Raw genomic sequence first — 11960 nt, 5'->3', positions numbered from 1 at the left:
CGTGACCGAGCTCTCCGTCGTGGTCGTCGCCGGGCTGCACACCGACGCCCGCAGGGCGACCGTCGCGCGGCTGCTCGCCGACGTGCCCGGCAGCGTGGCGCTCCATCACGACCTGGCGACCGCAGCGGCCGGCACGGTCGTGCGATCGGTCCGCGATGCGAGCGGCGTGCTGTCCACCGGCGAGGCGCCGCTGGTCAATGACTGCGCCTGCTGCGCGCTGCGCGAGGACCTGGTGCCCGAACTGCTGCGGCTCGCCGAGGCCGAGCTGACCCGGCTCGCCGTCGTGGAACTGTGGGACTCGGTGGAACCCAAGGCGATGGCCGAGGTGATCGCCGCCGGCGGACTCACGGTCACCGGGGTGATCACCGCCGTCGACCCGGCCCTGTTGCTGCCCTACCTCGGCAACGGCGACGACCTCGCCGAACGCGGGCTGGCCGCCGCGGCCACGGACCAGCGGACGGTCGCGGACACCTTCGCCCGGCAACTGGAGTACGCCCCCGTCCTGGCCGTCGCCGAGTCCGAGGAGGCCGACGAAGAGGACCGGGCGCTGCTGGCCCAGTTGCATCCGACGGCCCGCCAGGTCCCCCTCGGGGGCGCCCACGGTGAAGGACCGGCGGGTGCTTCGCCGCGGCGGTCGGCGCTGGCGGAGGCCGCCCTCGCCGGGTTCGACGTGGAGGCGGCCGCCGCGGCCCAGCACCCGGCGTGTGCGCTGCTGCCGGCCGAGGCCGACGCGCACGGCGTCTCCACGCTGGTGTGGCACCGCCGCCGCCCCTTCCATCCCGAGCGGCTCTACGCGGCGCTGGAGGACCTGACCTGCGCCGCTGCGCGCAGTCGGGGCCGGTTCTGGCTCGCCGACCGCCCGGACACCCTGCTGCACTGGGACGCGGCGGGCGGCGCCCTGTGCGTGGAGAGCGCGGGCCCGTGGCTGGCCTCCCTCCCCGACGCCGCCTGGGAGATGGTGCCGCCGGTGCGCCGGGCGGCCGCCGCCCTGGACTGGCACCCGGAGCACGGCGACTGCTGTCAGCACCTGGTGTTCACCTCCCCGGGCCTGGACCGCGACGGACTCGAAGAACTGCTCGAGTCCTGCCTGCTGACCGACGCCGAGTTCGCCGCGGGCCGCGACGCCTGGAAGCAGTTGCCGCCCGCCTTCGACACCCTTCTGGAGGCCTGATGCCCCGCAAGCCCGACCGCAAGAGCCCGGCCAAGTCCCGCCCGAACCCCCTGGACCAGGCCGGGGTCACGTACATCGACTACAAGGACACGGACCTGCTGCGGAAGTTCATCTCGGACCGCGGCAAGATCCGCAGCCGCCGGGTGACCCGCGTGTCGGCCCAGCAGCAGCGCCTGCTGGCCCGCGCGATCAAGAACGCCCGGGAGATGGCGCTGCTGCCCTACTCGTCCCGGTAGCCCGTCTCCCGCGGCAGATAGGTAGGAGATTCCCTACGTTTGACTCGTAGGGAATCTCCTACCTATTCTCGTTCGCATGAGCATCACACACGCCTCCTTCCTCACGCTCCCCGTCGCCGACCAGGACCGCGCCCTGCGCTTCTACACGGACGTCCTCGGCTTCGAGGTCACCGCCGATCTGGACCTGCCGCAGGGGCGGTGGCTCCAGGTCGCCCCCCGCGGCGCGCAGACCGTCTTCACGCTCTCCGGCCCCGGAATGGGTGATTTCGAGCCCGGCTCGGCCCGGGGGATCATGTTGGTGACGACCGATGTCGACGCCGACTGTGCCCGGCTGGCCGAGGCGGGGGTGTCCGTGCAGGGCCCGGACGACCTCCCCTGGGGCCGGATGGCGTCCTTCGGGGACCCGGACGGCAACGGTCTGATGCTGCTGACGGAGGCTCAGGGATAGGAAGACCGGCATGACCACGACCGGGGCCGGGGCGGGCACCGCCGCCGAGGATCGCGTCTTCACCGCGCTCGCCAACGCCACGCGCCGCGAGGTGCTGCGCCTGCTGCGCGAAGAGGGGCCGCAGCCTGTCCAGGCCCTGGCCGACCACTTCGACATGCGGCGGCCCAGCCTCTCGGAGCACCTCAAGGTGCTGCGGGAGGCCGGGCTCGTCGCCGAGCAGCGCAGCGGACGGCAGCGCATCTACCGCCTCGAGGCGGCACCGCTCGCCGAGGTGCAGGACTGGCTCCATCCGTACGAGCGGTTCTGGCGCGAGCAGCTGAAGGGGCTCGGCGAACTGCTCGACCGCATGGCCGACGATGACCCAGCCATGAGTACCGCGGCCGACGATGACCCAGTCATCAGGACCGCGGCCGACGGTGACCCAGCCATGAGGACCGCGGCCGACGGTGACCCAGCCATGAGGACCGCGGCCGACGGTGACCCAGTCATCAGGACCGCGGCCGACGGCGATCAGCCATGAGCACCGCACCCCACGGCGATCAGCCATGAGTACCGCACCCGACGGCGATCTCACCACGATCCGCGTCGACCAGTTCCTGCCGCATCCGCCGGCCAAGGTCTGGCGCGCCCTCACCGAGCCCGCTCTGCTCGCCCAGTGGCAGATGCCCGGTGCCGGGAACTTCCGTCTCGAAGTCGGTCACCGGTACCGGATGACCTCGGTCCCGCGGCCGAACACCAAGTTCTCCGGCGCGGTCGACGTGCAGGTTCTCGCATTCGAGCCGGGGCGGATGCTGCGTCTGCGCTGGGCCGACGCCGACCCCGCCAACCCGGCGGACTGGACCATCACATGGACGTTGGAACAGGAAGGCCGCGGTACGCGTCTCTTCCTAGTGCATGAAGGGTTCGACCCGGACGATCCTGCACAGATGATGGCGCGGAAGGTCATGGACGGGGGCTGGAGGTCGCATGTATTGCGAGCTCTGGGGCAGGCGCTTGACGGACTGTAGTCAGGTCGCCGTCACGCTGTAGTCAAGGGACTGTAAAAGCTGTAATCGCAGGAACACCCCCCGTGCACGTGCATCTGCCCATGCATCTGCATGTGAACAGAGTTATGATCCGGGGCAGTTGACCGCTGCATCAAATGGCCATATCAGCCAATGCACCATCCGGGGAGCGACCTGTGGACCACGACGTGTGCGACGTGGACGACGTGTACAACGGCATGGCTGCGACGGAGCTGCACAGAGTGGCCTGGCAGAAGAGCCGGCACAGCAACTCCCAGGGGTCCTGTGTGGAGTTCGCCCGGCTGCCCGGGGGAGATGTGGCGGTGCGGAACTCGCGCTTCCCCGATGGCCCCGCGCTGGTCTACACCCGTGCGGAGATCGAGGCGATGCTGCTGGGCATCAAGGACGGCGAGTTCGACCACCTCATCACGTAACGCGCCTGAGGGGGGCGGGGATTGGGGCGCTCACGGACCCCGGTCCGTCCTGGCCGTCCTGCCGGTCCGTCCTGGCCGTCCGAACGCGAGCGGCCTGCGGCGCATGGATGCGCCGCAGGCCGTAACACGCGTAGAACCGAGGCCTCAGTAAGGGCCGCGGGGGGTCACTCCGCGCAGACCTGCGCGGGCGGCAGCCGGAACAGCGCCCAGACCACCTTGCCGCTGAGCGTGCCCGCCAGCGGGTGCCAGCCCCAGCTGTCGGCGAACGAGTCGACCAGGAACAGTCCCCGGCCCGACTCCGCCGAGAAGTCCTCCGAGTCGCCCGCCACCGGACTGTCGTGACTGGGGTCGCGCACGGCGCACACCAGGCGTGTGGTCCAGCGCATCAGGTGCAGCCGCACCGGCGGGTCCTGCTCACCCGTCCGGGGGGCCGACGAGGGCAGTGCGTGCCGCAGTGCGTTGGTCACGAGTTCGGAGACCACGAGGCACACGTCGTCGAAGCGCTCGCCCGCATCCCACTGGCCCAGCGTCCTGCGCGTGAACTGCCGTGCTTCGCGCACCGCTTCGAGGCGGGCGGGCAGGGCACAGGAGGCGGCACTGGACACGGCGGCGGGGTCGAGCGGCGGAAGTCCCTGCCGTAAGGGCTCGAGCATGGTCGATCCATTCGTTCCCATGCGAGGCACTCCCGGGTGTTCGCGGTCGTGGCGATGCAGCGGTGGCGCGGGACCATGGTTTCGGATGAGCCAAGCAGATGCAAGGGCAGATGCACGTGCACGCGGCCGGAATTGGTCGCCCCGTACCGCTTTCTGCTTATTTCTTCTGTCACTTTCTTCCCGCTTGCCGCTCCTTCCTGATCTCTCGTTGCGTCTCCTCTTTGGCTCCTTTCCATTTCTGTAACCGGACGAGTACTGCTCGAAGTGTTTTAGTGGCAGACTGCGCGGTCTGAAGGACGGTTGGGGAGGCTGACGAACGTGAGCGCTGGGGACTCGAGCGGGTCGGTGGTGCGGCGCATTCTGCTGGGATCCCATCTCAGGCGCCTGCGGGAGGCGCGCGGCATCACCAGGGAAGCGGCGGGCTACTCGATTCGGGCCTCGGAGTCGAAGATCAGCCGCATGGAGTTGGGACGGGTGAGCTTCAAGACGCGCGATGTCGAGGACCTGCTGACGTTGTACGGGATCACGGACGAGGCCGAACGCACCTCCCTCCTCTCCCTGGCCAAGGAGGCCAACGTCGCCGGGTGGTGGCACAGCTATTCGGACATCCTGCCGAGCTGGTTCCCCACGTACGTCGGCCTGGAGGGCGCGGCACATCTGATCCGCTCCTACGAGGTCCAGTTCGTGCACGGCCTGCTGCAGACCGAGGCCTACGCGCACGCGGTGGTCGCCCGCGGTATGCAGGGAGCGAGCGCCGCGGACATCGACCGGCGTGTGGCGCTGCGGCTGGAGCGGCAGAAGTACCTTGTCTCGGAGAACGCCCCGCAGTTCCACGTCGTCCTCGACGAGGCCGCCCTGCGCCGCCCCTACGGTGACCGGGGGGTGATGCGCGGACAGCTCCAGCATCTGATCGACATCTCGGAGCGCCCCAACCTACGGCTGCAGGTCATGCCGTTCAGCTTCGGCGGGCACTCCGGCGAGAGCGGTGCCTTCACCATCCTGAGCTTCCCCGAGTCCGACCTGTCCGACGTGGTCTATCTGGAACAGCTCACCAGCGCCCTCTACCTGGACAAACACGAGGACGTGGCACAGTACGAGACCGCGATGAAGCAACTGCAGCAGGACAGCCCCGGACCGGCCGAGAGCCGCGATCTGCTGCGGGGGTTGCTCCAGCTTTCCTGACAGTCCGCGCAGAGTATCCCGACGGGTTCTCCAACTCCCTTTAAACAACAGTACGATGACGCGTGATCAGGCCGTGACTCGGTCACGGGTGCGTGAACGGTGTCTGCTTCGGCTGCCAGGGATTGAGGGATCACATGTCGTCCTACTTCACCGATCTTGCTCAGCAGTACATCGGCGGTGAGTGGCGCCCGGGCACAGGCTCCTGGGACATCATCGACTTCAACCCGTACGACGGCGAGAAGCTGGCGTCGATCACGATAGCCACGGTGGACGAGGTCGACGAGGCGTACAGGGCCGCCGCGGCCGCCCAGAAGGAGTGGGCCGCCACCAACCCTTACACGCGCCGTGCGGTGTTCGAGAAGGCCCTGCGACTCATCGAGGACCGTGAGGCCGAGATCAGCGAAGTGATCACCGCGGAGCTGGGCGGCACGCGTCTGAAGGCCGCCTTCGAGCTGCACCTCGCCAAGGAGTTCCTGCGCGAGTCGATCCATCTGGCGCTGCGTCCCGAGGGCAAGATCCTGCCGTCGCCGATCGACGGCAAGGAGAACCGCCTCTACCGTGTGCCCGTCGGCGTCGTAGGCGTGATCAGCCCGTTCAACTTCCCGTTCCTGCTGTCGATCAAGTCGGTCGCCCCGGCGCTCGCGCTCGGCAACGGCGTCGTCCTCAAGCCGCACCAGAACACCCCGATCGTCGGGGGCTCCCTGGTCGCCAAGATCTTCGAGGAGGCGGGGCTCCCCGGCGGTCTGCTGAACGTCGTGATCACCGACATAGCGGAGATCGGCGACGCGTTCCTCGAACACCCGGTCCCGAAGGTCATCTCCTTCACCGGCTCCGACAAGGTCGGCCGCCATGTCGCCACCGTCTGCGCCTCCCTCTTCAAGCGCTCGATCCTCGAACTCGGCGGCAACAGCGCGCTGGTGGTCCTGGACGACGCCGACGTCGACTACGCCGTCGACGCGGCCGTCTTCAGCCGGTACGTACACCAGGGCCAGGTCTGCATGGCCGCCAACCGCGTCCTGGTGGACAGCTCTCTGCAGGCCGAGTTCACCGAGAAGTTCGTCGCCAAGGTCAAGTCCCTGAAGGTGGGCGACCCGCGCGACCTGCAGACGGTCGTGGGCCCGGTCATCAACTCCTCGCAGGCGGACGCGATCTCGGGCGCGGTGGAGCAGGCCATCGCCGAGGGCGCCACGGCCCTCGTGCACGGCTCCACCACCGACAACCTGGTCGAGCCAACGGTCCTGACGGGCGTTCCGGCGGACTCCTCCATCCTCCAGCAGGAGATCTTCGGCCCGGTCGCGATCCTCATGCCCTTCGAGGGCGAGGAAGAGGCCGTCCGCATCGTCAACGACACCCCCTACGGCCTCAGCGGCGCCGTCCACACCGCCGACATCGAGCGCGGCGTTGCCTTCGCCAAGCAGATCGACACGGGCATGTTCCATGTGAACGACGGCACGGTCCACGACGAGCCGCTCGTGCCCTTCGGCGGCGAGAAGCACTCGGGCATCGGCCGGCTGAACGGCGAGACGACGATCGAGGCCTTCACCACGCAGAAGTGGATCTCGGTGCAGCACGGTCGGAGCGCGTTCCCCTTCTAGGTGTGCTGTCCGGACAGCACACCTGGTTCTTCCGGGTTCTTCCGGTTCCTTCGGTGCGGTGGGCCCTTGCGGACAGAGGCTGACCGCAAGGGCCCGTAGCGTCGTCGGTGTCAGACACGGGAACGAACCCGCTGGAACCGACGAAAGGCGGCCGGTCATGGTCACTCATGTGCGTGCGGAGGCGCAGGGCGACGAGCGCGGAGCGCTGCTCTCCTTCCTGGAGGAACAGCGCGGCGGCATCCGCCGGGCCCTGCTCGGTCTGACGCCGGAGCAGGCGGCATCCCGGCCCAGCGCCAGCGAACTGTCCCTGTCCGGGCTGCTCAAGCATGTCGCGGAGGTCGAGCAGGCCTGGATCGCCCGGGCCAAGGGCGAGCCGCCCGCGGTCAGGCGCGACGAGTCGAACTGGCACGAGTGCTTCCGGCTCCTCGGGGACGAGACGGTCGAGTCGCAGCTCGGGTACTGGGAGAAGGTCGCGGCCGAGACCGAGGCGTTCATCCGCTCGGTGCCCAGCCTCGACGACACGTTCCCGCTGCCGAACGACCCCTGGTTCCCGCCGGATGGAAGGGTGTCGATGCGCTGGCTGATGCTCCACCTGATCCGCGAGACGGCCCGGCACGCGGGGCACGCGGACATCATCCGTGAGTCACTGGACGGGAAGACGGCCTTCGAGCTGGTGGCCGCGGAGCGGGGCACGTCCTGGGGCTGACGCCGGGCGGCCTAGTCTGAACGCATGTCAGCGATCCGTCTCCTCGTGCTGGGCGCCGTCCGCCAGCACGGGCGGGCCCACGGCTACCAGGTGCGCAACGACCTGGAGTACTGGGGCGCGCACGAGTGGTCCAACGCCAAACCCGGCTCGATCTACCACGCCCTCAAACAGATGGCGAAGCAGGGGCTGCTCCATGCCCACGAGATCGCCCCGTCGACGGCCGGCGGCCCGCCCCGCACCGAGTACGAGATCACGGACAAGGGCACCGAGGAGTACTTCACCCTGCTGCGCGAGGCTCTGGTGGCGCGCGACCGGAGCATCGACATGCTCTCCACGGCGATCGGATTCATGGTCGACCTGGAGCGCGCGGAGGTGGTACGGCTGCTGAGGGAACGGCTGCGCCGCCTGGCGGAGTGGCGCGACGCCGTAACGGAGCACTACGTGCCCGAGGACGGGCCGGAGAAGCTCGGTCACATCGGCGAGATCATGAACATGTGGGTCCACGCGGCCGACGGAGAAGCCGCGTGGACCAGAGGCCTGATCGAGCGCATCGAGGCCGGTGCCTACACCTTCGCCGGGGAGGGCGATCCGTTCGTGGGCATCCTGGGCGAGGGCGAGGAGAACCCTTACGCGACTGGGGAGCGGCATCCAGAGGATGGCCGCTGATCGCTACTGATCGCGTCTGATCAATCGGGGCGGCGGCGCTACTTCGTGTTGTAGCCAAAATCCAGCGGTGTCAGTGGTGGAAGCTCGTGGCCCGCTCTCTGTCGAAGGTCATCGGGTGCTCCTGCTCTCTCAGCTCGGCCAGTAGGTGTTCGAGATCCTCCAGGAACAGATCGGCGAGGTCCATGGAGAAGCCGTTGCGGCACACGATCCGCAGCACCGACAGGTCCTCGCGGTTGGGCGGGAACGTGTACGCGGGTACCAGCCAGCCGTACTCACGCAGGCGCCGGGAGACGTCGAAGACGTCGTACGCCTTCACGTCCGGCGCGGTCGTGAAGGTGACGACCGGCAACTCGGTGCCACGGGTGAGGAGCTCGAAGTCGCCCAGCGCCTCGATCCGTTCGGCGAGTGCCTGCGCGACGTTCCGAGTCGTCTGCTGGACCGCCCGGAAGCCCTCCTGGCCCAGCCGCAGGAAGGTGTAGTACTGCGCGACGACCTGGGACCCGGGCCGCGAGAAGTTGAGCGAGAAGGTCGGCATGTCGCCGCCCAGGTAGTTGACCCGGAAGACGAGTTCCTCCGGGAGGGCTTCCTGGTCGCGCCACAGCGCCCAGCCCACGCCCGGGTAGACCAGCCCGTACTTGTGGCCGGAGGTGTTGATCGACGCGACCCGCGGCAGCCGGAAGTCCCACACCAGCTCCTTGTCGATGAAGGGCGCGATCATCGCCCCGGACGCGCCGTCCACATGCACGGGAATGTCCAGCCCCCTGCGCTCCTGAAGTCCGTCCAGGGCCGCGCACAACTCGGCGATCGGCTCGTAGGAGCCGTCGAAGGTGGAACCGAGGATGCCGACGACCCCGATGGTGTTCTCGTCGCACAGGTCGGCGGCCGCCCCCGGGTCCAGGTGGAACCGGTCCCCCTCCATGGGCACCTTGCGGGCCTCGACCTCCCAGAAGGTGCAGAACTTCTCCCAGCAGACCTGCACGTTCACCCCCATGACCAGGTTCGGACGCGCCTCCTTGGACGGGTAGCGGTCCGCGTTGCGCCTGGCCCAGCGTCGCTTCATGGCCATCCCGGCGAGCATGCACGCCTCGCTCGAACCGGTCGTCGAACAGCCGACGACGGAATCCGGATCCGGCGCGTTCCACAGGTGGGCGAGCATCGCCACGCAGCGGCTCTCCAGCTCGGCGGTGCGCGGATACTCGTCCTTGTCGATCATGTTCTTGTCGCGGCACTCGCTCATCAACTGGCCGGCCTGTTCCTCCATCCAGGTGGTGACGAAGGTCGCGAGGTTCAGCCGGGCGTTGCCGTCCAGCATCAACTCGTCGTGCACCAGTTGGTACGCGATCGAGGGCGGCAGGGGCCGCCTGGGCAACCGGTGCTTCGGCGGTGCCTCGGTCATCTCCAGGATGGGATTCGCCTCCCCGAAGAACGGGTTCAGCGAAATGGGGCGTTCGTCGTGCTTCCTCGGGCCTGTGTGGAGCGACATGGTGTCTCGTCTCCCATCGCGTCGGCGGTGCGCGTCTACGGGTTCATCGGATCGGGTGCTGTGCTCGTTCATCGGATCGGGTGCTCTGCTGGTTCATCGGATCGGCGGGGCGGGCTGGTTCACCGGTTCTCCTTATTCACCCGTTCGACGGACCTGCGCCGCCGTTCATCGGATCGCGGTGCCGTCCGGGTGAAGCTGCATCTGCGGGCGGCCGGTGACCAGGAGCCAGGCCGGCAGCGACGCCACGCAGAGCAGGGCGAGGATCGCCGGGAAGGGTGCCAGCACCGCGGCCGTGAACAGGCTCACCCAGCCGTGCCGGGTGACCGCGAGGAGCACGCCCAGCACCCCCGCGGCGACGCCGAGCGCCGGATGCACGGCGGGGACGAGCGCGTGCGCGCACAGCCCGAGTGCGGCGCCGATGAACACGGAGGGGAAGATCCGCCCGCCGCGGAAGCCACAGGACGCGGCCACCAGCATCGCCGCGAGCTTCACCACGGACATCGCCGCGAACTGCCCGGCCGACCAGCCGTCCGGATTCCTTGCGAGCACCGCGACCTCGTCGAGCCCCTTGAAGAGCGTCAGATGGCCGCCCAGGGCCCCCAGCAGCCCCAGGAGGAGTCCGCCGGCGGGCAGCGCCACCATCGGGTGCCCCAGGCGCCTGAAGGCGGCGTGCACGTAAGGGAAGGCGTACACCGAGGCCATCCCGAGCAGCGCGCCCGCGGAGGCGACCGCCAGCGCGCTGAGCAGATCGCCCCAGTCGGGCCGGCCGAAGGCGGGCAGGTCCAGGTCCAGGGACGGCCGGGCCAGCAGGGTGGTGGTCAGCGCACCCGCGGCGGCCGCGATCAGTGGTCCGAAGACGTTGTCCCACAGCAGCCCCCTGATCGGCTGCCCGGCCAGTGCCTCGGACAGCAGCAGGGCCGCCGCGACCGGCGTGCCGAACAGCGCGCCGATCGTCGCCGCCTCGGCCAGCGCCACCCAGGCGCCGCCCGGCAGCCGGGGCGCGATCCTGCGGCCCAGCCAGAACGCCAGCGCGGCGTTGGTCACCAGGACCGGGTTCTCCGGGCCGAGGCTCGGACCACCGGCCAGCATCAGCGCCGCCGCCAGCAGCAGGCCCGGCACGACGGAGGGCGGCAGCGGGGTCGTGACGGCCAGGCCGAGCGTCGCCGGGTCGGGACCGGCGTGCCCCGGCGCCTTCCAGACGACCAGGCCCACCATCACGCCCGTCGCCGTGAGCACGACGAGCATCCAGAGCACGGAGTAGCGACCGACGCCCAGCGCGTCGGGCAGGTTCCGCCACAGGACGTGCTCCAGCTGTTCGGCGAGCCCGCTCACCCCGAGGTAGAGCAGACTGGCCCCGACGCCGACGGTGAGCGCCGGCAGGACCAACGGCAGCAGACCCCGCGCGGGGGTCGCCGGGACGGCGGTCTCCTGCTGCGCGGTGTCCTGGGCCACGCGCTCACCATAAACGGGGGTAAACGGGCATATCGGTGCAACATCCCGAGGGGGGCCGGGCGCATCGCGCCACCCAGAGCGCCCCCCGAAGGAATTCCGCTTGCACCTCACGCGACGTGAGGCCCCAGCCTGAAGCGCGTACCCAGAAGGGAGCGGAAGTGAGCTACTCGGTGGGCCAGGTGGCCGGTTTCGCCGGTGTGACCGTGCGTACCCTGCACCACTACGACGAGATCGGCCTGCTCGAACCCGGTGAGCGCACGCACGCCGGTCACCGGCGCTACGGCGACGCCGACCTGGACCGGCTGCAGCGGATCCTGTTCTACCGAGAACTCGGCTTCCCGCTCGACGAGGTCGCCGCCCTGCTCGACGACCCGGACGCGGACCCGCGCGCGCATCTGCGCCGCCGGCACGAACTGCTGACCGCCCGGATCGAGAAGCTGCAGAAGATGGCGGCGGCCGTGGAGCACGCCATGGAGGCACGCAAGATGGGAATCAACCTCACGCCCGAGGAGAGGTTCGAGGTCTTCGGCGACAAGGACCCCGAGGAGCACGCGGAGGAGGCCGAGCGGCGCTGGGGCGGCACGGAGGCGTATGCCGAGTCGCAGCGCCGCGTCGCCCGCTACACCAAGGACGACTGGAAGCGCATACAGGCCGAGGTGGCCTCATGGAGCGAGCGCTATGAGGCCCTGATGGCCGCGGGAGAGCCTCCGGCGGGCGAACGCGCCATGGACATGGCCGAGGAGCACCGGCAGCACATCGGCAGGTGGTTCTACGCCTGCTCGTACGAGATGCACCGCGGGCTCGCCGAGATGTACGTCTCCGACGAGCGCTTCAAGGAGTTCTACGACTCCAAGCGGCCGGGCCTCGCCGAGCACCTCAGGGACGCGATCGCGGCGAACGCAACCCGCCACGGCGAGTGAGGGCGGTCGG

At 69.4% G+C, this 11960-nt stretch carries 13 protein-coding genes and 1 pseudogene; 11 read left to right on the top strand and 3 right to left on the bottom strand.

The features are described 5' to 3' along the window. The first annotated feature begins 1 nt into the window (after position 1). From ASC56_RS15615 to ASC56_RS15590, 6 genes and pseudogenes are all read left to right on the top strand, one after another. Positions 2–1171 carry a GTP-binding protein gene (locus tag ASC56_RS15615; RefSeq protein WP_055492020.1) on the top strand — a complete coding sequence of 390 codons (1170 nt, stop codon included), beginning with the start codon at positions 2–4 and terminating at the stop codon, positions 1169–1171. Continuing rightward, the gene (gene rpsR, locus ASC56_RS15610) at positions 1171–1407 is read left to right on the top strand and encodes a 30S ribosomal protein S18 (protein ID WP_055492019.1); all 237 of its coding nucleotides are present in this window, start codon (positions 1171–1173) and stop codon (positions 1405–1407) included. The genes ASC56_RS15615 and rpsR overlap by 1 nt, the downstream gene beginning before the upstream one ends. 76 nt (positions 1408–1483) lie before the next feature. After that, on the top strand, positions 1484–1855 hold the full coding sequence (locus ASC56_RS15605) for a VOC family protein (protein WP_055492018.1): 372 nt from the start codon (positions 1484–1486) through the stop codon (positions 1853–1855). A gap of 10 nt (positions 1856–1865) precedes the next feature. After that, positions 1866–2216, top strand: a pseudogene (locus tag ASC56_RS15600) (ArsR/SmtB family transcription factor); the annotation flags it as partial. A gap of 184 nt (positions 2217–2400) precedes the next feature. Continuing rightward, complete coding sequence (locus tag ASC56_RS15595; RefSeq protein ID WP_055492017.1) at positions 2401–2862, top strand: SRPBCC domain-containing protein; 462 nt, start codon at positions 2401–2403, stop codon at positions 2860–2862. 173 nt (positions 2863–3035) lie between these two features. Then, positions 3036–3293 (top strand): DUF397 domain-containing protein, encoded by a 258-nt coding sequence (locus ASC56_RS15590; RefSeq protein WP_055492016.1) that lies wholly within the window; start codon positions 3036–3038, stop codon positions 3291–3293. A gap of 164 nt (positions 3294–3457) precedes the next feature. On the opposite strand, the gene ASC56_RS15585 is transcribed toward ASC56_RS15590, so the two are convergent. After that, complete coding sequence (locus ASC56_RS15585; protein WP_055492015.1) at positions 3458–3946, bottom strand: ATP-binding protein; 489 nt, start codon at positions 3944–3946, stop codon at positions 3458–3460. Positions 3947–4291: 345 nt separating this feature from the next. Between ASC56_RS15585 and ASC56_RS15580 the strand changes: the two genes are divergently transcribed. The 4 genes from ASC56_RS15580 (at position 4292) to ASC56_RS15565 (ending at position 8095) form a co-directional block, all read left to right on the top strand. Beyond that, entirely contained in the window at positions 4292–5128 is an 837-nt protein-coding gene (locus ASC56_RS15580) for a helix-turn-helix transcriptional regulator (protein ID WP_055492014.1), read from the top strand. A gap of 134 nt (positions 5129–5262) precedes the next feature. Continuing rightward, a complete protein-coding gene (locus ASC56_RS15575) occupies positions 5263–6723 on the top strand; it encodes an aldehyde dehydrogenase family protein (protein ID WP_055492013.1) in 1461 nt (486 codons plus the stop codon). A gap of 157 nt (positions 6724–6880) precedes the next feature. After that, positions 6881–7429 carry a DinB family protein gene (locus ASC56_RS15570; RefSeq protein WP_055492012.1) on the top strand — a complete coding sequence of 183 codons (549 nt, stop codon included), beginning with the start codon at positions 6881–6883 and terminating at the stop codon, positions 7427–7429. A gap of 24 nt (positions 7430–7453) precedes the next feature. Continuing rightward, complete coding sequence (locus ASC56_RS15565; RefSeq protein ID WP_055492011.1) at positions 7454–8095, top strand: PadR family transcriptional regulator; 642 nt, start codon at positions 7454–7456, stop codon at positions 8093–8095. A 70-nt stretch (positions 8096–8165) separates the two neighbouring features. Here the strand turns inward: ASC56_RS15565 and ASC56_RS15560 are convergent, their stop codons facing one another. Further along, positions 8166–9578, bottom strand: a complete 1413-nt coding sequence (locus ASC56_RS15560; protein WP_055492010.1) for a glutamate decarboxylase — start codon at positions 9576–9578, stop codon at positions 8166–8168. 165 nt (positions 9579–9743) lie between these two features. Further along, positions 9744–11030, bottom strand: a complete 1287-nt coding sequence (locus ASC56_RS15555) for an ion channel protein (RefSeq protein ID WP_055492009.1) — start codon at positions 11028–11030, stop codon at positions 9744–9746. Positions 11031–11188: 158 nt separating this feature from the next. On the opposite strand from ASC56_RS15555, the gene ASC56_RS15550 reads away from it, so the two are divergent. Next, positions 11189–11950, top strand: coding sequence for a MerR family transcriptional regulator (locus ASC56_RS15550; protein WP_055492008.1), 762 nt, complete (start codon positions 11189–11191; stop codon positions 11948–11950). Positions 11951–11960: the final 10 nt, after the last annotated feature.

Source organism: Streptomyces sp. TP-A0356 (assembly GCF_001417775.1).
Taxonomy (GTDB): Bacteria; Actinomycetota; Actinomycetes; order Streptomycetales; family Streptomycetaceae; genus Streptomyces.
This window is presented reverse-complemented; position numbering and strand designations above follow the sequence as displayed.